Source organism: Ancylobacter sp. GW821-FHT10E12, assembly GCF_058809335.1.
In genome coordinates, this window is record NZ_JBXASN010000005.1 from 18,655 (window position 1) to 37,971 (window position 19,317).

The 19,317-nt window shown below is 71.2% G+C and carries 19 protein-coding genes and 1 pseudogene; 4 read left to right on the top strand and 16 right to left on the bottom strand.

Features of this window, described 5'->3' with window-relative positions; genetic code table 11:
• Positions 1-231 precede the first annotated feature (231 nt).
• From AC1RU4_RS07880 to murJ, 3 genes are all read right to left on the bottom strand, one after another.
• The gene (locus AC1RU4_RS07880; RefSeq protein WP_492890510.1) at positions 232-729 is read right to left on the bottom strand and encodes a universal stress protein; all 498 of its coding nucleotides are present in this window, start codon (positions 727-729) and stop codon (positions 232-234) included.
• A 370-nt stretch (positions 730-1,099) separates the two neighbouring features.
• Entirely contained in the window at positions 1,100-2,143 is a 1,044-nt protein-coding gene (trpS, locus tag AC1RU4_RS07885) for a tryptophan--tRNA ligase (RefSeq protein WP_492890511.1), read from the bottom strand.
• Between the two features lie 144 nt (positions 2,144-2,287).
• Positions 2,288-3,919, bottom strand: a complete 1,632-nt coding sequence (murJ, locus tag AC1RU4_RS07890; protein ID WP_492890759.1) for a murein biosynthesis integral membrane protein MurJ — start codon at positions 3,917-3,919, stop codon at positions 2,288-2,290.
• Between the two features lie 602 nt (positions 3,920-4,521).
• On the opposite strand from murJ, the gene AC1RU4_RS07895 reads away from it, so the two are divergent.
• On the top strand, positions 4,522-5,523 hold the full coding sequence (locus AC1RU4_RS07895) for an adenosine kinase (RefSeq protein ID WP_492890512.1): 1,002 nt from the start codon (positions 4,522-4,524) through the stop codon (positions 5,521-5,523).
• A gap of 175 nt (positions 5,524-5,698) precedes the next feature.
• On the top strand, positions 5,699-6,595 hold the full coding sequence (locus AC1RU4_RS07900; RefSeq protein WP_492890513.1) for a class I SAM-dependent methyltransferase: 897 nt from the start codon (positions 5,699-5,701) through the stop codon (positions 6,593-6,595).
• A gap of 3 nt (positions 6,596-6,598) precedes the next feature.
• Here AC1RU4_RS07900 and AC1RU4_RS07905 read toward each other — a convergent pair whose 3' ends face one another.
• A complete protein-coding gene (locus tag AC1RU4_RS07905; RefSeq protein ID WP_492890514.1) occupies positions 6,599-7,147 on the bottom strand; it encodes an ActR/PrrA/RegA family redox response regulator transcription factor in 549 nt (182 codons plus the stop codon).
• A 157-nt stretch (positions 7,148-7,304) separates the two neighbouring features.
• Entirely contained in the window at positions 7,305-8,717 is a 1,413-nt protein-coding gene (locus AC1RU4_RS07910) for an ActS/PrrB/RegB family redox-sensitive histidine kinase (protein WP_492890515.1), read from the bottom strand.
• 232 nt (positions 8,718-8,949) lie between these two features.
• On the opposite strand from AC1RU4_RS07910, the pseudogene AC1RU4_RS07915 reads away from it, so the two are divergent.
• Positions 8,950-10,263: pseudogene (locus AC1RU4_RS07915) on the top strand (polyhydroxyalkanoate depolymerase); the annotation flags it as partial.
• A gap of 366 nt (positions 10,264-10,629) precedes the next feature.
• On the opposite strand, the gene AC1RU4_RS07920 reads toward AC1RU4_RS07915, so the two are convergent.
• The 3 genes from AC1RU4_RS07920 to AC1RU4_RS07930 form a co-directional block, all read right to left on the bottom strand.
• Positions 10,630-11,151, bottom strand: coding sequence for a hypothetical protein (locus tag AC1RU4_RS07920; RefSeq protein WP_492890516.1), 522 nt, complete (start codon positions 11,149-11,151; stop codon positions 10,630-10,632).
• A 145-nt stretch (positions 11,152-11,296) separates the two neighbouring features.
• Positions 11,297-12,253: an AraC family transcriptional regulator gene (locus tag AC1RU4_RS07925; protein WP_492890517.1), complete on the bottom strand. Its 957-nt coding sequence runs from the start codon at positions 12,251-12,253 to the stop codon at positions 11,297-11,299.
• Positions 12,254-12,351: 98 nt separating this feature from the next.
• Entirely contained in the window at positions 12,352-13,248 is an 897-nt protein-coding gene (locus AC1RU4_RS07930; protein ID WP_492890518.1) for a LysR family transcriptional regulator, read from the bottom strand.
• A 160-nt stretch (positions 13,249-13,408) separates the two neighbouring features.
• On the opposite strand from AC1RU4_RS07930, the gene AC1RU4_RS07935 reads away from it, so the two are divergent.
• A complete protein-coding gene (locus AC1RU4_RS07935) occupies positions 13,409-14,173 on the top strand; it encodes an SDR family oxidoreductase (protein ID WP_492890519.1) in 765 nt (254 codons plus the stop codon).
• A gap of 12 nt (positions 14,174-14,185) precedes the next feature.
• Here AC1RU4_RS07935 and AC1RU4_RS07940 read toward each other — a convergent pair whose 3' ends face one another.
• From AC1RU4_RS07940 to pstA, 8 genes are all read right to left on the bottom strand, one after another.
• Positions 14,186-14,527, bottom strand: a complete 342-nt coding sequence (locus AC1RU4_RS07940) for a nitrile hydratase accessory protein (protein ID WP_492890520.1) — start codon at positions 14,525-14,527, stop codon at positions 14,186-14,188.
• Entirely contained in the window at positions 14,524-14,889 is a 366-nt protein-coding gene (locus AC1RU4_RS07945; RefSeq protein ID WP_492890521.1) for an SH3-like domain-containing protein, read from the bottom strand. The genes AC1RU4_RS07940 and AC1RU4_RS07945 overlap by 4 nt, the downstream gene beginning before the upstream one ends.
• Positions 14,883-15,218, bottom strand: coding sequence for a hypothetical protein (locus AC1RU4_RS07950; protein ID WP_492890522.1), 336 nt, complete (start codon positions 15,216-15,218; stop codon positions 14,883-14,885). The genes AC1RU4_RS07945 and AC1RU4_RS07950 overlap by 7 nt, the downstream gene beginning before the upstream one ends.
• On the bottom strand, positions 15,215-15,964 hold the full coding sequence (nthA, locus tag AC1RU4_RS07955) for a nitrile hydratase subunit alpha (protein WP_492890523.1): 750 nt from the start codon (positions 15,962-15,964) through the stop codon (positions 15,215-15,217). Before nthA ends, AC1RU4_RS07950 begins: the two co-directional genes overlap by 4 nt.
• Before the next feature lie 204 nt (positions 15,965-16,168).
• Entirely contained in the window at positions 16,169-16,870 is a 702-nt protein-coding gene (gene phoB, locus AC1RU4_RS07960; protein WP_492890525.1) for a phosphate regulon transcriptional regulator PhoB, read from the bottom strand.
• Positions 16,871-16,914: 44 nt separating this feature from the next.
• Entirely contained in the window at positions 16,915-17,628 is a 714-nt protein-coding gene (gene phoU, locus AC1RU4_RS07965) for a phosphate signaling complex protein PhoU (protein WP_492890526.1), read from the bottom strand.
• 26 nt (positions 17,629-17,654) lie between these two features.
• Positions 17,655-18,476, bottom strand: a complete 822-nt coding sequence (gene pstB, locus AC1RU4_RS07970; protein WP_492890527.1) for a phosphate ABC transporter ATP-binding protein PstB — start codon at positions 18,474-18,476, stop codon at positions 17,655-17,657.
• A 7-nt stretch (positions 18,477-18,483) separates the two neighbouring features.
• A complete protein-coding gene (gene pstA, locus AC1RU4_RS07975) occupies positions 18,484-19,317 on the bottom strand; it encodes a phosphate ABC transporter permease PstA (protein WP_492890528.1) in 834 nt (277 codons plus the stop codon).

Below are 19,317 nucleotides of genomic sequence, written 5' to 3' on the forward strand. Positions count from 1 at the left end.
GCGAAATCCGGCATCGCGCTCGGCGTGCTGGGGCAGGTCGTCACCCTGCCGGCACGAGGATCGCGCAAGCGCCGTCGACGGAATACTCAAGACCTGCAACCTCTAGGCCGAGGACCGGCAGGACGAAGCACGGACGATCCGCCGGGCGGGGATGGAACCCGTCCCCCGCGGCGTTGCGCGAAACTGCCGCAGAGCGGCCCGGCGCCAGGCCGCCGCAAAGCGGCCCCGCCCTCACGCCAGCGCGTCGATCTCGGTGTCGGAGAGCGCGCCGGGCACGATGGTGACGGGGATCGGCAGGTGGCTCCACAGGCCGGAGGCCAGCGCCGAGACCAGCGGCCCCGGCCCCTCGCTGCCGGTGCCGGCGGCCAGCACCAATATGGCGATGTCCTCGTCCGCCTCGATGAGCTTCAGGATCTCCTCGGCGATCTTGCCTTCGCGCACCGCCTGCTCCGGCTCGATGCCCGACAGGCTGCGGGTGCGGGCGGCGAACTGGTCGAGCTTGCCCTGCGCCTTGTCGGTGGCCTCGGCCCGCATCAGGTCGGCGACGCCGAGCCATTGGCTCTGCACGTCGGCCAGTTCCAGCACCGCCAGCATCACCACCTGGCCCTGCGTGCGGGCGGCGCGGCGGGCGGCGTAATAGACCGCGCGGTCGCATTCCGGCGTATCGTCGACCACCACGAGGAACTTGCGGCGATGGCCGGGCTCATGGCTCTGGCGCCTGCGCGGCATGGGCGGCCTCCCCCTCCCCGCCGGAGCGCGACAGAGCGCCCGGACGCGGAGGTTCTATCACAGGGAGCGGGGGGCGTGCCTAGCGGGAGTGGAGGACGGAAGGGCTGGGGACGGCACGCGGGGGACGGGACGGCAGAACGCCTCCGCCGGCCGCTCGCCCGCCATGTAAGCGGGCCAGGCCTATCCCACGCCGTCATGCTGAGGTGCCGGCCGCGAGGCCGGCCTCGAAGCACGCGCACCCTCGGAGCAAGAAGGCCGTTCGCGTCATCGGCGGCTCGCGTCCTTCGAGGCGCGCCGGTGGCGCGCACCTCAGGATGACGGGAGAGCTGGATGCGCCGGCGACGGAGACATGGCCGTCCGCCGCCCGCCCTCAGCGCACGAAGCCGACAATGTCCTTCACCTGCCGCATGGTGACCTCGGCGATGGCGCGGGCGCGCTCGGCGCCGTCGCGCAGCACCGCGTCGATATGACCGGGGTCGGCGACCAGCCGCTTCATCTCGCTGCCGATCGGCCCGAGGCGCGCCACCGCGAGGTCGACCAGCGCGCCCTTGAACGTGGAGAACTGGCCGCCGCCGAAGCTCTCCAGCACGTCCTCCTTGGTGGTGCCGGACAGCGCCGCATAGATGCCGACCAGGTTCTCCGCCTCCGGCCGGCCCTGCAGCCCGTCGATCTCGGTCGGCAGCGGCTCGGGATCGGTCTTGGCCTTGCGCACCTTGGAGGCAACGGCGTCGGCATCGTCGGTGAGGTTGATGCGCGACAGGTCGGACGGATCCGACTTCGACATCTTCTTCGAGCCGTCGCGCAGGCTCATCACCCGCGCCGCCGGGCCGCCGATCAGCGGCTCGGGCAGCGGGAAATAGCTGTCGCCGAAGCCGTTCCCGGCGATGGTGGAGGCGAAGTCGTTGTTGAACTTCTGCGCGATGTCGCGGGTCAGCTCCAGGTGCTGCTTCTGGTCCTCGCCCACCGGCACGTGGGTGGCGTGGTAGAGCAGGATGTCGGCCGCCATCAGGTTGGGATAGGCGTAGAGGCCGACCGAGGCGTTCTCGCGGTCCTTGCCGGCCTTTTCCTTGAACTGGGTCATGCGGTTCAGCCAGCCGAGGCGGGCGACGCAGTTGAACACCCAGGCGAGCTCGGCATGGCCGGCGACCTGGCTCTGGTTGAACACGATGTGCTTCTTCGCGTCGATGCCGGCGGCGAGATAGGCGGCGGTCACCTCGCGGATGTTGCGCGTCAGCTCGGCCGGGCCGCCCCACACGCGCACGTCCTGGGTGATGGCGTGCATGTCCACCACGCAATAGAGGCAGTCGAAACTGTCCTGCAGCTCGGCGAAACGCTTGATGGCGCCGAGATAATTGCCGAGATGCAGGTTCCCGGTCGGCTGCACGCCGGAAAACACGCGCTGCTGGACTTCCATGGCATCCTCGATGCTCGGTGGATCTCGCTCGCGACACGCCGCCGGGGCGGCGCGCCGGACGCGCGTCATGGCATGCAAGGCAGAGCCGCGCAAGGTGCGGCGGCACATGCGGGGCGGTACATGCGGGGCGGGCGGTCCGCGGCCTCACCGCCGGCGGGGCCGGCGCGGCAGCAGGCCGAAGGCGCGGGCGGCGAGCCCATAGGCGAGCACGCCCGCCAGCACCAGCGCCGCCAGCGCGGCGGCGCCGTGCAGCCCGCCGGCGGCGAGCGGGGCTTCGAGCAGCCGCGCCCCGGCGGCGACCGGCAGCGCCATCAGCACCGTCGCCACCAGACAGAAGCCGAGCCGCCGCCAGTCCTCGCCGCCGGGCCGCACCAGCCCGGCGCGGGCGAGCGCCACCCACAGGCCGGCGAGCGAGATCAGGGATGAGACCATCACCCCCAGCGCCGGGCCGGCAAGGCCGAGCGGGCCGACGGCGGCGAAGCCCGCGAGGCCGCCGAGCAGCAGCCCGGCGAGGCTGGCGCGGGTGACGAGGCGGCCGAAGCCATGCGCGAAGGCGGCGGTGGCGAGGATGCGCTCCATCGCCTGCAGCGGCAGGCTGAAGGCCAGCATTTCCAGCGCCCGCACGGTGAGCGCCGCCGCGCCGGCGTCGAAGGCGCCGCGCTGGAACAGGATGCGCACGATCGGCTCGGCCAGCAGGGCGAGACCGGCCGCCGCCGGCGCGGTGAGGGCCAGCGCGGCGGCAAGTCCCCGGCCTGTAAGTCCCCGGCCGGTCAGTTCGCCTTGCCCGGTCGGTCCGCCTTGCCCGGTCGGTCCGCCTTGCCCGGCCAATCCGCCTTGCCCGAGGTGCGCGCGCCGCGCGCCTTCGGCGGCGAGCGCCGGCAGCAGCACCGCCCCGGCGCTGGCCCCGACGAGGCCGAGCGGCAACTCGACCAGGCGCGTGGCATAGAACAGCGCCGAGACGCCGCCATCGAGCCCGGAGGCGCTCGCATTGGCCACCAGGATGCGCAGCTGCGGCAGCGCGGCGGCGAACAGCGTCGGCGCCGCCGCCGCCAGCACCGGCAGCGCCGCGAGGAAGGCGGCGCGGCCGGGCCGCATCGCGTGCAGCGGGTATGGGCAGGCAGCGCCGATCACCATGAGCTGGGCGAGTGCGCCGGCCAGCGTCGCCACCGCCAGCCACGCCAGCGCGGTAGCGCCATGCCCGGCGCCGGAGAGCGCCAGCAATCCCACCACCGCCAGCACCGCGACATTGCCGACCGCCGGGGCGAAGGACGGGCGCGTCACCCTCCCCGCCGCGTTGGCGAGGGCGGCGACGACCCCGGCGCAGGCGGCGAGCGGCAGGCACGCGACGGCGATCCGCCCGGCCAGCACCGCGCCCTGCGCCCGCGCCGGGTCGTCGAGGAATCCGGGCGCCAGCAGCGCCGTCACCTGCGGCATGAACAGGGCGAGCAGGGCGGCGAGCAGGGTGCTCGCGAGGGTGAAGGCGAGGATGAGCGCGCCGGAGCGGGAGGCGGCATCCGGCGCGCCATGCTCCTGATGCGCGCCATGCCCTTCAGCAGCCGCGTTCCACTCCGGCAGGCGCGGCAGGATGGCGGCGTTGAGCGCGCCTTCCCCCAGAAGCCGCCGCGCCAGCTGCGGAATGGCAAGGCCGGCCACCGCCGCATCCGCCACCGTCCCGGTGCCGAACAGGGCCGCCACCGCCGCGTCGCGGGCAAAGCCCAGCACGCGGGAGGCGAGGGTGAGCGAGACGACGGTGGAGGCGTGCCGCAGCAGGGACATGGGCACCAGGACTATGGCATTGCCGGGCGGAAGGGACGGCGCCAGCAATAGCCGCAAGCGCCGGCCGGCGAAAGCCCGTCGCCGGCCACGGCGAGGGCGGGTAGCGGGCAAAGCGGCCGGGATGGCGGTGGCAGGTGCGGTTGTGGCAGGTGCGGCGGTGGCGTGCGTCGCCGTGACCTGTGGCCGGGGTGGCAAGATGGCGGCGCCTGGGTCGTGGCAGTCGGAGAGGTCTCGCTGATCCGCAACGGCCTCGCCACGAAGGGCGCGGGCGCCGACCGGACGCCGGGGGCCGGCGGTGATCCATGTCGGGGTACCGACGCGGCTCCATGCCGCGTGGCTGCGAGCAGCGCGATCCCCGCCGCCATCGCCCACACACACTCTGCGCCCCGCCTCGACACCCTCGACCCCGCGAGCAGGCCGGCCCGTCGTCGCCGGCAGCGACGAGGGCGCCCCCGGCAACCACCGGCGGGCCGCTCTCCGCCGCCGTGCCATCGGCCGCCGGCCCCTCCGGGCGTTGCGGGCGCGCGCCAGCTCTGCTACCGGCAAGGAAGCTGTCCCCGCACCCCGTCCCCGCACCCCATCCCCACGCGAAAGGCCCGAACGTGACCGCGCAAACGCTCGATGTGATCGGCTTCGGCAATGCCATCGTCGATGTTCTCGCCCGCGCCGAGGACGACTTCCTCGCCGGCCACGGCATGCGCAAGGGCGGCATGACGCTGATCGACGAAGACCGCGCCGAGGCGGTCTATGCCGCCATGGGGCCGGGCATCGAGATCTCCGGCGGCTCGGCGGCCAACACGATGGTCGGCGTCGCGGCGCTGGGCGGACGGGCCGGCTTCATCGGCAAGGTGAAGGACGACGCGCTCGGCGGCATTTTCGGCCATGACATATCGGCGGCCGGCGTCGCCTACCGCACCCCGGCGGCGCAGGCCGGGGCGGCGACCGCGCGCTGCCTGATCCTGGTGACGCCGGACGGCGAGCGCACCATGAACACCTATCTCGGCGCGGCGCAGGACCTCTCGCCCGGCGATGTCGACGCCGAGGCGGTGGCCGGCGCCACCGTCACCTATCTCGAAGGCTATCTCTGGGACCCGCCGCCGGCCAAGGCCGCCTTCCTGCGCGCCGCCGCCATCGCCCACGAGGCGCGGCGGAGCGTGGCGCTGACGCTGTCCGACGCCTTCTGCGTCGACCGCTACCGCGGCGAATTCCTCAAGCTGATGCGCGAGGGCGTCGTCGACCTGGTCTTCGCCAACGAGACGGAGCTGAAATCGCTCTACGAGACCGCCGATTTCGACACCGCGCTCGCCCAGTTGCGCCAGGACGCGCGCCGCGCGGTGGTGACGCGCTCCGAGCTCGGAGCGCTGTCGGTGACGGGCGACGAGCTGGTGGCCGTGCCGGCCTTCCCGGTGGAGCGGGTGGTCGACACGACGGGGGCCGGCGACCTGTTCGCCGCCGGCTACCTGCACGGCTTCTCGCGCGGCTTCCTGCCGGAGGAATCGCTGCGGCTTGGCGCGCTGTGCGCGGCGGAAGTGATCAGCCACATGGGCGCCCGCCCCGAGCGCGGGTTGAAGGAGCTTGCGCAGGAGAACGGGCTCAGGGTGTGAGGGACGCGGCAACGTCCCGACGCATCCGGGTCGGGACGTACCGGGGTCAGGACGTATCCTGCCCGACGTATCCTGCCGACGTATCTTGGTCACGATTGCGCGCGAGGCTGGCGACAGAACATCGCTTCTGGGGATATCGCCTGCGGGCGATGACCCGCCGCCGGAGGTTCGCCGCATGACCGCCGCCTCATCATCCGCCGCCCCGCTCCCAGCCGCCCCGCTCCCAGCCGCCGCCCCGATCTCCATCGCGCCTGAGACCGTGCCGTTCGAGGCCGACCGCTTCCGCTCGACGGTGGATTATTACGGCCGCTACCGCACGCCCTACCCGCCCGACCTCATCGCCGCCGTGGCCGACCGGCTGGGGCTGGAGCCGGGCGAGCGGCTGCTCGACCTCGGCTGCGGGCCGGGGCCGCTGGCGATCGCCTTCGCCGGGCTGGGGCTGGAGGTCACCGCCATCGACCCCGAGCCCGCCATGCTGGAGGCCGCCCGCATCGCCGCCGGCAAGGCCGGCGTGGCGCTGACGCTGCTGCCGGGCTCGTCCTACGACCTGGCGCCCACCCGGCTCGGCGGCACGCTCGGGCGCTTCCGCGCGGTGGTGATGGGCCGCGCCTTCCACTGGATGGACCGGGTGGCGACGCTGCACGCGCTCGACGGGCTGATCGAGCCCGGCGGCGCCGTGGTGCTGATGGGCGACCGGCTGATCTTCGCCGCCCCGGACTGGCGCCGGCCGATGGAGGCGCTCGCCGAGCGCTTCGCACCCGAGCGCGCTGCCGAGCAGCGCCGGCGAAAGGGCGCCGGCTGGGTGCCGCACGAGGCGGTGCTGCTGCACTCGCCGTTCCGCCATCTCGAACGCATCGGCCGCATCGTCGAGCGGCGCCATGACATAGACAGCCTCGTCGGCCTCGCCCTATCGCGCTCGGTGACCTCGCCGGCGGCGCTCGGCACCGGACGGGACGCCTTCGAGGCCGAGCTGCGGGCGGCGCTGGCCGGGCTGGCGCCCGACGGCCGGTTTTCCAGCGTGGTGGAGGTGAGCGCGGTGATCGCCGCGCGGGAGCCCGCGGGCGAACGCTGAAACTCAGCGCGGCGCGCGTTTGGCGAGGATGCGCTGCAGGGTGCGGCGGTGCATGGAGAGGCGGCGCGCCGTCTCCGACACGTTGCGCCCGCACAATTCGTAGACCCGCTGGATATGCTCCCAGCGCACCCGGTCGGCCGACATCGGGTTCTCGGGAAGCTGGGGCTTGTAGTCGCCCTGCGCGTTCAGCGCCGCGCAGATGTCGTCGGCGTCGGCGGGCTTGGCGAGATAGTCGACCGCGCCGATCTTCACCGCATTCACCGCGGTGGCGATGTTGCCATAGCCGGTGAGGATGATGCCGCGCGCCTCCGGCCGGCGCCGCTTCAGGGCGGAAATGACGTCGAGCCCGTTGCCGTCGCCGAGCCGCATGTCCACCACCGCATAGGCGGGCGGGCCGCCCTCGACGCGGGCGAGGCCGTCGGCCACCGTCTCGGCGGTGACCACCGCGAAGCCGCGCATCTCCATGGCGCGGGCCAGGCGCTGCAGGAAGGGCCGGTCGTCGTCGACGATCAGCAGCGAGCGGTCGGGCGTATCGGCAGTGGCGTCGAGCATGGCGTTTTCCGAACTGGGCTTCCTTGTGCCGCCGCGGCGGCGCGAAGGCCTTTGTCTTTTGTCCAACGCTACACTGCCCGGCCGGCGATGCCCAGCGTCGCGTCATTATAGCGCGACGAAATGGCTTGTCATGGCGGCAACGGCATCGCCGCGACGGTCACGCCGGCACGGGCGCCTCGCCGTCGTCGCGGTCGGAAATGTCGATGAGGCGCCGCGGCCAGCGCACGCTGACCTGCGCGCCATGGCCGGGCGCCGGCAGGTTGACGAAGGCGAGCTCGGCGCCGGAGCGCTCCAGCAGCGTCTTGGCGATGAACAGGCCGAGGCCGAGTCCCTGCTCGCCGGCCTCGCCGGCCTCGCCTTCCCCCCGGCCCTCGCCACGGCCCTCCCCCGCCTCCTCGCGCCGCCAGCGATGCCGGCCGCGGCTGGTGACATAGGGCGCGCCGATGCTGTCGATGAGCTCGGTCGGGAAACCCGGCCCGTCGTCGCTGACGGTGACGATGAGGTCGCGCTCGGTCCAGTCGGCGGCGATGTCGACCCGGCCGGCGGCAAAGTCGACGGCGTTCTCGACGATGTTGCCGAGCCCGTAGAGCAGGCCGGGATTGCGGGCGATCACCGGCTCGGCGGCATGGGAGCCGAACGGCGCGGCGGGCAGCGCCACCTCGACATCGATGCCGAAATGGCGGTGCGGCGCGGCGACGTCCTCCAGGATGTGCGAGACCGGCATGCGGTCGAACGGCGCCGCGCCGGCATCCAGCGTGGTGAGCCGGCGCAGGATCGCCCGGCAGCGCTCGGCCTGCTCGCCGAGCAGGCGGATGTCGTCGCCATGGGGACTGTCGGCGGGCAGCGCGCGGGCGAGCTCCTTGGCGACCACGGTGATGGTGGCGAGCGGGGTGCCGAGCTCATGCGCGGCGGCGGCCGCCAGCCCGTCCAGCGCCGAGAGATGCTGCTCGCGGGCCAGCACCAGCTCGGTGGCGGCCAGCGCCTCGGAGAGTTCGCGCGTCTCCTCGGCGACGCGCCAGGCATGCACGCCGATAAAGGCGATGGCGACGGCGAGCGCGCTCCAGATGGCGGCGAGGTAGAGCGGCGGCAGCCACGGACCGGCGCCGAGCGCGTCGCTGTGCTTCCACGGCAGCGGCATCTGCCACAGCCCGACCAGCCCCGCGAGCCCGCCGGCCAGCAGGCCGAGCAGCAGCGTCGAGCGCGGCGACAGCGCGGTGGCGGAGATCAGCACCGGGGCGAGGAAGAGCAGCGCGAAGGGATTGGCGAGGCCGCCGGTGAGGAACAGCAGCGCGGCCAGCTGGAGGATGTCATAGGCCAGCAGCCAGGTCGCCTCGGTATTGGACAACCGCCGCGCGCCGGGGCTGCGCAGCCGCAAAGCGAGGTTCAGCCATGCGGAAAGCGCCGCCACCGCCAGGCAGGCGCCCACCGGAACGGTGAGGCCGAGCAGCCACTGCACCACGACGATAGCGGCGGTCTGGCCGGAAATCGCCAGCCAGCGCAAGCGGATAAGCGTGTCGAGCCGGAGGCCGAAGAAGCGCTCGCCGATGGGGTGTTCCAGCGAAAGTGGCATAGGGTTTCCTTCACTTACCCCTCTATACAGTCAAGCTGGGCGCGGCGGGAATGCGCTGATTCGTTGACGCGGAGCGGAAACGGTCTATTTGTGTTGCAGTGCACAATGCCTCCGCCGGTCTTTTCGCCATTGCGGGAACCGGATCGGGGAGCGGGAATTGCCGACGCACGGCCGGGGTGACCCGCGGCCCGGCAACCCGGCCACGGGATATGTTTCAGAATCGGAGACGCGCATGGCGATCGGAGTATTCGGGGACGTGCCCGACGTGGTGGAAGCCGCAGGGACGCCGGAGGACATGCTGGAAGCGGCGTCGGTGTTCTCCAAGCCGCTGTACTGGATGTTCGAGATGGGCCAGGCGGCGCTCGATCCGTTCCGCGCCTTCGCCGATGTCGGGCGGCTGTACTACCGCAACCCGGCCAACCCGCTGAGCCATACCGATCTCGGCCGCACGCTGCTCGCCGGCTTCGAGATGTTCGAGCGCACCACCCGCCGCTACGGCAAGCCGGACTGGCGCCTCGACCACACGACGGTCGGCGGCGAAAAGGTGCCGGTGAAGATCGAGACGGTATGGGAGAAGCCGTTCTGCCGTCTGCTGCATTTCGAGCGGGTGTTCGCGCGCCCGCCGCGCCGGCCGCAGCCGCGCATGCTGATCGTCGCGCCGCTCTCGGGCCATTACGCGACGCTGCTGCGCGGCACGGTGGAGACGCTGCTGCCGAACCACGACATCTACATCACCGACTGGGCCGATGCGCATACCGTGCCGCTGGCCGAGGGCCGGTTCGACCTCGACGACTATATCGACTACCTGATCGACATCTTCCACCATCTCGGCGGCGGCGTGCATGCGCTCGCCGTGTGCCAGCCGGCGGTGCCGGTGCTGGCGGCGGTGGCGGTGATGGAGGCCAAGGGCGATCCCGACGTGCCGGCCTCGATGGTGCTGATGGGCGGGCCGATCGACACCCGCGAGAGCCCCACCGCGGTGAACGATTTTGCGCAGGCGCGCGGGCTCGACTGGTTCCGCCGCAACGTCGTCACCACGGTGCCCTGGCCGCATCCCGGCGTGATGCGGCAGGTCTATCCCGGATTCCTGCAACTGCACGGCTTCATGAGCATGAACCTGGAGCGGCACCTGCAGGCGCATGCCGACATGTTCCGCCACCTCGTCAAGGGCGACGGCGATTCCGCCGCCAAGCACCGCGAGTTCTACGACGAATATCTCTCGGTGATGGACCTGCCGGCCGAATATTACCTGCAGACGCTGCAGGCGGTGTTCATCGACCATGCCTTGCCCAGGGGCACGCTGACCCATCGCGGCGAGAGGGTCGACCCCGGCGCCATCCACAACGTGGCGCTGCTGACCGTCGAGGGCGAGAACGACGACATTTCCGGCGTCGGCCAGACCCGGGCGGCGCACAAGCTGTGCGTCAACCTGCCCGAGGACAAGCGGGCGCATTACCTGCAGCCCACCGTCGGCCATTACGGGGTGTTCAACGGCTCGCGCTTCCGCGCCGAGATCGCTCCGCGCATCTCCGATTTCGTGCTGTCGCACAACTGGCCGCGCAAGGGCGACAACGCCCCGGCGGCCGCGACGGCGATCGCTAGGAGCGCCGTCGCCGGGACGCCCGCTGCGCAAGCACCCCTTGCCGAAGCGACCATCGTCGAAGAAGCGCCGCTCGTCGAGCTTCCCGCCGGGACTCCCGCCGCTCCGACTGCCGTTGCCGCGACGTCCGTGGCCGAGACGCCTGTTTCGGGCACGCCTGTGGCTGGGGCGCCTGTGGCTGGGGCGCCTGTGGCGGAGGTGGCGGAGACGCCCGTCGCCGGGACGCCCGCCGCTCAGACATCTGGCGCCGATACGCCCGTTGCCGAGACGCCCGTCGCCGGCAGCGGAGACGACGACGCGAAATGAGGCCGCTCATTCGCTGACCACCGCCTGCGGCAGCAGGCGACGCAGATGCGGCGCGAAGGGCTGGACCACCGCCACGTCGGCGCGTCCCGCCGCCCGCAGGCGGCTGAACCTCGCCTGCTCCATCTCGATGAAGGCGGCGGCGGCGGTGCGCTGCTCCGCCGTCAGGCGCGGGGAATGCTCCAGACGCCGGCGCATCTGCGCGAACAGCGCATCCACCGAGTCCTGCGGGATGGCGGCGAGATAGCCGCAAATGGTGGCGTCGAAGGCGGCGCGCCAGCTGGCGCGGCTGAAGCCGGCCTTGACAATGAGGCCGTCCAGGGCCGCGTCGCGGGCGAACCAGTCGTCGGCGGTCTCCTCGTCATAGGCGAGCGGGCCGAGCTCCGGGTCGAGCCTGTCGATGAGATCGACGACCTTCGCGGCCTCGCGGGCGGTCAGCGCCATGGCGTGGGCGGACAGGCCGGCGAGAAGGGCGAGCGCGAGCACGGCGGCGGCCGCGCCCGCCCGCAGGCGGAAAAACAGACGGAACATGGAAGGGCACTCGCTGGAGGGACAGGGGTGCCTTGGGTAGCGGGACCGCCGGACGCGGTCTCGGCACCGCGCGCACGAACTGGGCGTGCGGCGAACCGGCCCCGGCCGGCCCGGTCGCGCGCGGATCAGCCCTTCTGTGCGCGGATCAGCCCTGCCGTGCGCGAATCGCCTGCGCCCGCACGTCGGAGGGCGTGCAGCCGTAGCGGCGACGGAAGGCGCGGTTGAAGGTCGACAAGTCGGAAAACCCGGCCTCGAAGGCGATCGCGGCGATCGCCTGCCCGCCGGCGGGTTCACCCAGCCGCCGGAAGGCCCGGTCGAGGCGCTCCGCGCGCACGAAATCGGAGAAGCTGGTGCCCTCCTGCGCGAACAGCCGCTGCACGTAGCGCGGCGATATGCCGTGACGGCGGGCGATCGCGGTGATGTCGAGCGCCGGGTCGTCCAGCCGCGCGAGTATGTGCTTCTTCAACAGGGCGAGCCGGGCCATGCCCAGCGTCGAGCCGTGCTCGCGCGCGCTCTCGGCCGGGTCGGCCGCGAGGGTCAGCGCCGCCAGCCGGAGGATATGGTCGGCCGCCAGCCTTTCCGCCGCCGGGGTTGGCGGCGGCTCGCGCCGGAGCAGCTCGGCATAGCCGGCCAGCAGGCCGAGGCCGGGCGATCCGCGACGCACGGCGCCATAGGCCCGCGCGCCGAGCCCCGGCACCAGCGCGGCCAACTCGCGCTTCGGCAGGATCATCACCTCGTAGCGGCTGGCCGGCGACCGGGTGACGAAACGCACGCCCTGGTCGACGACCAGCAGATCGCCGGCCCCGACATTCAGCGTGGCCCCGCCGTCGATCTCGGTTTCAAAGCCGGCCCGGCTGATCAGCAGCTGGTAGTCGTCGCGGCCGTCGGCGAGCAGTTCGCGCGGCCGCGCCGCGGTGAAGGCGTCATAGCCGGCCTCGCTCACCAGCACACGCCGATCGAGCGGCAAGATGGAGAAACAGGCGCGGAACCGGGTCCGGTCGACCGGATTGAAGGTCATGCCCGCGGCGTGCCGGCCCACCACGTCGTGGATGAAGGCGAGGCGCTGATGGGTGGGTATGTCCTCGGTCGACAAGCGCTGCATGGCTCTATCCCCGCGGCCCGCTGGCCGGGCGGTGTGGTGTGACGTTACGGCAGAAAAGTCAATGAACGACTGGGGCGGCCAGCCGCCGGGAGCCCGGATCAGAGCTCCCAATAGGGCGGATCGCCGAAGGCGGCACGCAGGCAATCGGCAAGCGCGCGCAGCTTGGCCGAGGGCAGCCGCCCTTCGGGATGGGCGACATAGATGAATTCCGGCTCGGTGACGGCGCCGACCTCGACCAGCTGAAGCGCTCCCGCCCTTATGGCCGGGCCGGCGATGAACAGCGGCAGCAGGGCGATGCCGAGCCCGGCCATGGCGGCGTCGCGCATCACCTCGCCATTGTTCACCCGCAACGCGACCTGGCCGCGCACCTGCACGGTCTTTTCCGCCGTCACGAAACGCCAGTCGGCAATGCCGCGATGGGTGTAGAAAATGCCGCGATGGCCGTCGAGCGCCGCCAGCGAGCGCGGCGACCCGTGCTGCGCCAGATAGGAAGGCGCCGCCACCAGCACCCGCCGGCTGCGGGCGAGGCGCCAGGCGACGAGCCGGCTATCATGCATCGGCCCATGCCGCACCACGCCGTCATAGCCTTCCGCCTGCGCGTCGATGCGGCGGTCGTCGAGCTCCAGCGTCAGCTCGATGTGCGGGTGGCGGGCGAGGAACGGGTAGAGCGCCGGGCCGAGATGCAGGCGGCTGAAGGTGACCGGGGCGGACAGGCGCAGCGGGCCGGCAAGCGTGCCGCGCCGCTCGGCGAGATCGGCCGCTGCCATGTCGAGGTCGCGCAGCGCGCCGGAGGCCCGCTCCAGGAACGCCGCGCCGTCCTCGGTCAGCGAGAGCTTGCGGGTCGAGCGGTGGATGAGGCTGGCGCCGAGACGGCGCTCCAGCTCGGCCAGCCGGTCGCTCACCACCGATTTCGACAGCCGCAGCCGGCGGGCGGCCTCGCTGATCGAGCCGGCCTCGGCCACGGCGACGAAGGCGGCGATGCCATCGAGCTTCATCGTTCGGCATTCCCGGACATCAGGTTCACTATTTGCAGGCTAATCCGAACGCAGCGGCATCGCCATACTCATCGACGAAACAGGCCGGCCGGAGCTTTCCGGCAGACGGCCGCAGGCAATCGAACAGAATTTCCGAACAGAATTTCCGAGGAGAATTTCCATGGCTCGTCTCAAGGACAAGGTCGCGCTCGTCACCGGCGCCAGCTCGGGCATCGGCCGCGCCACCGCGCGGCTGTTCGCGAAGGAGGGCGCCAGGGTGGTGGTCGGCGCCCGCCGCAAGGAGGAGCTGGACGCCCTGGTCGCCGAGATCGCCGCCGCCGGCGGCGAGGCCGCCGCGCTGGCCGGCGACGTGCGCTCGGAAGACTATGCGCGGGCGCTGGTGGCGCTGGCGGTCGAGCGCTATGGCCGGCTCGACATCGCCTTCAACAATGCCGGCACGCTGGGCGAGGGCGGCGACAGCGTCGGCGTCTCCGCCGACGGCTGGAACGACACGCTGGCGATCAACCTCACCGGCGCGTTCTTCGGCGCCAAGCACCAGATCGCGCAGATGCTGAAGGACGGCGGCGGCTCGGTGGTGTTCACCTCCACCTTCGTCGGCTACTCGGTCGGCTTTCCCGGCACCGCGGCCTATGCGGCGTCGAAATCCGGCCTGATCGGCTTGACCCAGGTTCTGGCCGCCGAATACGGGCCGGCCGGCGTACGGGTGAATGCGGTGCTGCCCGGCGCGGTCGATACCGACATGTATCGCGAGAAGAACAATACCGCGGAGGCACAGGGCTTCATCACCGGGCTGCACGCGCTGAAGCGGGTGGCCGGGCCGGAGGAGATCGCCCGCGCGGTGCTCTACCTCGCCTCGGACGATGCCTCCTTCGTCTCCGGCACCGCGCATCTGGTCGATGGCGGCCTGTCGATCACCCGCACCTGACGGTTCGGAGGATCAGCCGGCGCGGGGCGGGTCGACGGCGATCGGGGTGGTGCGGGCGACGTGGTGATGGTCGGAGGCACGGAACCGCACCACCGCGCGGGCCTGCTCGAACAGCGCCCCGGCCTCGACCAGCCCCTTGTCGAGGAGCAGCGCCACCGCCGCCTCGTGCCAGCACTGGTAATAGGGCGCATCGGGATGGGCATGGATCTCGCCACTGAGGCGGGCGGCGAATTCCGGCCATTCGAACAGGCCGCGTTCATGCAGCTTGACCACCAGAGCGAAGGCCTGCGCCTCCCACGGGGCGGCGAAGATGTGCGGCCGGTCGAGATCGGGGAGGGTCGGGGCGGTGGTCACGACGCCGCCTCCGTCCCGCAAGGCAGCAGGTAGCTGTCCCACAGGTCGATGGTGAGGCTGTCGCCGTCCGCGCCCTGCGGACCCCAGAGCTCGCGCATGGAGAAGCGCACCGCGTAGCAATATTCGCGGCTCTCCTCGTCGCCGACGGCGCGCAGGTCCGGCAGCGCGAACAGGCCGTGGACCTTCACCACCACGCCGCGCCGGCCACGGCAATAGCGCGGCAGGCGGGTATGGGTGCGCGGATTGAGGTTGCGGGTGACGACCGCCTGCCCGAGCGCGAAGGCCGGGAGGCGGGAGGCGTCCTCCGTCCGCGTGGTGGCGCCGGCGGCGAGCAGATCGAGGATGTCGGCCGCGCTCAGCATCCGGCATCCCCGTGCAGGGCGGCGGCGTACTGGGCGGCCAGCTGGGCGTCGATCTCCTCGGGCGCCAGCAGGCCCTTCTCCATCATCAGCCGCGTCACCGCGAACCACCATTGCTCGTAATAGGGCCGGGTGAGGTACAGCGCCGGGTCCAGCCGCTCGCGCGACTGGCGGAACTCGTCGTCGGAATAATGCGCGCCGATGGTGATCATGAAGAGGGCGCACATGCGCCGCTCCCATTCCTGCTTGAACACCGGCTCGCGCCCGTCATAGCCCTCCGGCACCACGCGGCCGAAGCCGTCGACGCCGCCGCAATCATGCAGGGAATTCATGGCGCCGCCTCCATGGCAGGTGCGGAAGTACCGGCCTCGGTGACGCCGATCATGCTGTCGCGGGTGACGAGGGCGGCCAGCGCCGCCTCGTCCATCCCCTCGGTGCCGGGCGGACGGCGGGGGATGACGAGGTAGCGGATTTCCGAATTGCTGTCCCAGACGCGGATTTCCATGCCGTCGGGCAGCCGCGTGCCGAATTCGGCCAGCACCGGGCGCGGATCGCGCACGATGCGGGTGCGATAGGGCATGCTCTTGTACCAGACCGGCGGCAGGCCGAGCACCGGCCACGGGTAGCAGGAGCACAGGGTGCAGACGACGACATTGTGCACCTCGGCGGTGTTTTCCAACGCCACCATGTTCTCGCCCTGCGCGCCGGTGAAGCCGAGATCGGCGATGGCGGCATTGGCGTCCTCGAACAGCCAGGCCCGATAGGCCGGGTCGGTCCAGGCGCGGGCGACGACCCTGGCGCCGTTCCTCGGGCCGATGCGGTTCTCGTAGAGATCGACCACCGCGTCGAGCGCGGCGGGATCGACCAGACCCTTCCGGGTGAGCAGTTCCTCCAGCGCCTTGACGCGGGCGCTGATCTCGATGTCGGCGATCGAGGTCAGCAGCGCATCGGCGGGCTCGGAATGGATGCGGTGGAAATGGTCGTGAGGATCGTGGGGATGGTCGCCGTGATCGTGGTCGTGGTCGTGATCGTGGTCGTGATCGTGGTCGTGTTCGTGATCTTGGTCTTGCGCTGCCATGACAGTCGGTCCGCCGAAGCGCCTGGGCGCCGTGAGGGCGACACTATGCGGACATGCCGGGCGCCTGTCGACGACGCAGGGGTAGAAAAGCGGCATGCCCAAGATCGCGGCGACGGACCGGCGCCATGGCCGCGCGACGCCCCCCCGGATGCGCCGACACGCCATATCGTGGAGGTCGCCGGCGCCTGTTGTCGCCGGCCGCGCTCAATGCGCGCGGGCGAACATCTCGTTGAACGAGTAGCCGGAGCCGCGCACGGTGCGGATCGGGTCGGGCTGGCGCGGACGGTTCAGCGCCTTGCGCAGGCGGCCGACATGCACGTCCACCGTGCGCTCGTCGATATAGACGTCCTGGCCCCACACGCCGTCGAGCAGCTGCTCGCGCGAATAGACCCGGCCGGGCGACTGCATGAGGAATTCCAAGAGCCGGAACTCGGTCGGCCCGAGATGCAGCTCGCGGCCGGAACGGTGCACCCGCTTGGTCTCGCGGTCGAGCTCGATGTCGCCGGCGCGCAGCAGCGTCGAGACGTGGTCCGGCTTGGCCCGGCGCAGCAGCGCCCGCACCCGCGCCACCAGCTCGGGCACCGAGAACGGTTTCACCACGTAGTCGTCGGCGCCGGTGGCCAGCCCCCGCACGCGCTCGGTCTCCTCGCCGCGGGCGGTGAGCATGAGGATCGGCATGCGCTCGGTCTCCGGCCGGGCGCGCAGGCGCCGGCACAATTCGATGCCGGACAGGCCCGGCAGCATCCAGTCGAGCAGCAGCAGGTCCGGCACCGTCTCGCGCAGCCGGGTCTCCGCCTCGTCGCCCCGCCCGACGCTCTCCACCGCATAGCCTTCGGCTTCGAGATTGTAGCGCAGGAGCAGGGTCAGCGGCTCCTCGTCCTCGACGATGAGAATGTTGGTCGGCATCGCGTTCCCCGTGCAAGCTGCGCGTGACTGCCGTTCCGTCCGGCTCAGGACGGGAACGGAACCGAGGTCATGCTGGTGGTGTCCTGCTTGGGCCGCTCGTCGGTGAGCAACTGGCCGGTCGCGAGGTAGTGCACGGTCTCGGCGATGTTGGTGGCGTGGTCGCCGATGCGCTCGATGTTCTTGGCGCAGAACAGCAGGTGCGTGCACAGCGAGATGTTGCGCGGATCCTCCATCATGTAGGTGAGGAGCTCGCGGAACAGCGAGGTGTAGAGCACGTCGACTTCGCCGTCGCGCTGCCAGACCTCGATGGCGCGCGCGTCCTCGCGGCTCGCATAGGCGTCCAGCACCATCTTCAGCTGCTCGAACACGATGCCCGCCATGTGCTCGACGCCGCGCACCAGCTTCTGCGGGTGGAACTCGCCGGAAAGCGCCAGCACGCGCTTGCCGGTGTTCTTGGCGAGGTCGCCGATGCGCTCCAGGTCGTTGGCGATCCGCATGGCGGCGACGATTTCGCGCAGGTCGCCGGCCAGCGGCTGGCGGCGGGCGATGGTGAGGATCGCCTTTTCCTCGATCTCGCGCTGCAAGAGGTCGATCGGGCCGTCGAGCACGATCACCTTCTGGGCGAGCTCGGTGTCGCGCTTCACCAGCGCCTGCACGGAATCGGCGACCAGCTGTTCGGCCTGCCCGCCCATTTCCACGACGCGACGGCCGATCTCCTTGAGATCGGCGTCGAACGACGAGACGATGTGTTCGGTCATGGGGATGATCTCTTTCGTCGCGCGGTTCAGCCGAAGCGGCCGGTGATGTAGTCGCGGGTGCGCGCCTCGCGCGGATTGGTGAAGATATCGGCCGACGGGCCGGCCTCGATCAGCTCGCCGAGATAGAAGAACGAGGTGATGTCGGCGCAGCGGGCGGCCTGCTGCATGTTGTGCGTGACGATGACGATGGTGAATTCCTGCTTCAGCTCGTCGATCAGGTCCTCGATCTTCGAGGTCGAGATCGGGTCCAGCGCCGAGGTGGGCTCGTCGAGCAGGATCACTTCCGGGCGCACCGCGATGGTGCGGGCGATGCACAGGCGCTGCTGCTGGCCGCCGGACATGCCGAGCGCCGAGGTGTGCAGGCGGTCCTTGGTCTCTTCCCAGATGGCGGCCTTGCGCAGGCACCATTCGACGCGCTCGTCCATCTGCGCCTTGGAGAGGCTCTCGTGCAGGCGCACGCCGAAGGCGATGTTGTCGTAGATCGACATCGGGAACGGCGTCGGCTTCTGGAACACCATGCCGATGCGCGAGCGCACGATGGTGGAATCGAGCTCCTTGCCGAGCAGGTCGACGCCGTCGAACAGGATCTGCCCTTCCGCGCGCTGGCCCGGATAGAGCTGGTACATGCGGTTGAAGATGCGCAGCAGCGTGGACTTGCCGCAGCCCGACGGCCCGATCATCGCGGTGACGCGCTTCTCGGGGATGTGGAAGTTGATGTTCTTCAGCGCGTGATTTTCGCCGTAGTAGAAATTCAGCTTCTCGACCTTGAGCTTGGGCTCGGCGGACGGCGCGGTGGCGCGGTTGACGGCGGAAGCGATGTCGATCGAGGTCTCGGGTGCGAAATTCATAGCCGTCTCACTTCATCTTCGCCAGGACGAGGCGGGAAAGGATGTTCAGGGTGAGCACCCCGACCGTGATGAGAAGCGCGCCGGCCCAGGCGAGGGCGACCCAGTCCTCGAACGGGCTGGCGGCGTATTGGTAGATGGCGATCGGCAGGCTGGCCATCGGCGCGGAGAGGTTCACCGACCAGCCGTTATTGCCGAGCGAGGTGAACAGCAGCGGCGCGGTCTCGCCGGCGGCGCGGGCCACCGCCAGCAGGATGCCGGTGACGATGCCCGCGCGGGCGGCGCGCCAGGTGATGAAGGTCACCACCTTCCACTGCGGCGCGCCGAGGGCGAAGGCCGCCTCGCGCAGGCCGATCGGCACCAGGTTCAGCATGTCCTCGGTGGTGCGCACCACCACTGGGATGACCAGGATGGCCAGCGCCACCGAGCCGGCCCAGCCGGAGAAGCCGCCGAACGGCACCACGAGCAGCTGGTAGACGAACAGGCCGATCAGGATCGACGGGGCGGAGAGCAGCACGTCGTTGACGAAGCGCACCACGTTGCCGACATGGGTGCCGCGGCCGTTCTCGGCGAGGAAGGTGCCGCACATCAGGCCGATCGGCGTGCCGACGGCGAGGGCGACGCCGATCTGGATCAGCGAGCCGATGATGGCGTTGAGCAGCCCGCCGCCGGCGCCGGGCGGCGCGGTGATGCGGGTGAAGACATGCGGGCCGAGGGCCGGCAGGCCGCGGGACAGCAGCGTCCACAGGATCCAGGCGAGCAGCACCAGCGACAGGGCGGCGAAGCCGGTGGAGATCGCCTTGACGGCGTAGTCGGTGGTGCGACGGCGGGCGAGCGATGCCAT

Coding starts and splice junctions, on each gene's coding strand:
- AC1RU4_RS07920 (WP_492890516.1), bottom strand. CDS start 11,151: ATGTTCCGTCTGTTTTTCCGCCTGCGGGCGGGCGCGGCCGCCGCCGTG.
- pstB (WP_492890527.1), bottom strand. CDS start 18,476: ATGAATTTCGCACCCGAGACCTCGATCGACATCGCTTCCGCCGTCAAC.
- AC1RU4_RS07905 (WP_492890514.1), bottom strand. CDS start 7,147: ATGCTCGACGCCACTGCCGATACGCCCGACCGCTCGCTGCTGATCGTC.
- phoU (WP_492890526.1), bottom strand. CDS start 17,628: ATGACCGAACACATCGTCTCGTCGTTCGACGCCGATCTCAAGGAGATC.
- AC1RU4_RS07900 (WP_492890513.1), top strand. CDS start 5,699: ATGACCGCCGCCTCATCATCCGCCGCCCCGCTCCCAGCCGCCCCGCTC.
- AC1RU4_RS07910 (WP_492890515.1), bottom strand. CDS start 8,717: ATGCCACTTTCGCTGGAACACCCCATCGGCGAGCGCTTCTTCGGCCTC.
- AC1RU4_RS07935 (WP_492890519.1), top strand. CDS start 13,409: ATGGCTCGTCTCAAGGACAAGGTCGCGCTCGTCACCGGCGCCAGCTCG.
- AC1RU4_RS07950 (WP_492890522.1), bottom strand. CDS start 15,218: ATGAATTCCCTGCATGATTGCGGCGGCGTCGACGGCTTCGGCCGCGTG.
- murJ (WP_492890759.1), bottom strand. CDS start 3,919: ATGTCCCTGCTGCGGCACGCCTCCACCGTCGTCTCGCTCACCCTCGCC.
- AC1RU4_RS07925 (WP_492890517.1), bottom strand. CDS start 12,253: ATGCAGCGCTTGTCGACCGAGGACATACCCACCCATCAGCGCCTCGCC.
- phoB (WP_492890525.1), bottom strand. CDS start 16,870: ATGCCGACCAACATTCTCATCGTCGAGGACGAGGAGCCGCTGACCCTG.
- AC1RU4_RS07945 (WP_492890521.1), bottom strand. CDS start 14,889: ATGCTGAGCGCGGCCGACATCCTCGATCTGCTCGCCGCCGGCGCCACC.
- pstA (WP_492890528.1), bottom strand. CDS start 19,317: ATGGCATCGCTCGCCCGCCGTCGCACCACCGACTACGCCGTCAAGGCG.
- AC1RU4_RS07880 (WP_492890510.1), bottom strand. CDS start 729: ATGCCGCGCAGGCGCCAGAGCCATGAGCCCGGCCATCGCCGCAAGTTC.
- AC1RU4_RS07930 (WP_492890518.1), bottom strand. CDS start 13,248: ATGAAGCTCGATGGCATCGCCGCCTTCGTCGCCGTGGCCGAGGCCGGC.
- trpS (WP_492890511.1), bottom strand. CDS start 2,143: ATGGAAGTCCAGCAGCGCGTGTTTTCCGGCGTGCAGCCGACCGGGAAC.
- nthA (WP_492890523.1), bottom strand. CDS start 15,964: ATGGCAGCGCAAGACCAAGATCACGAACACGACCACGATCACGACCAC.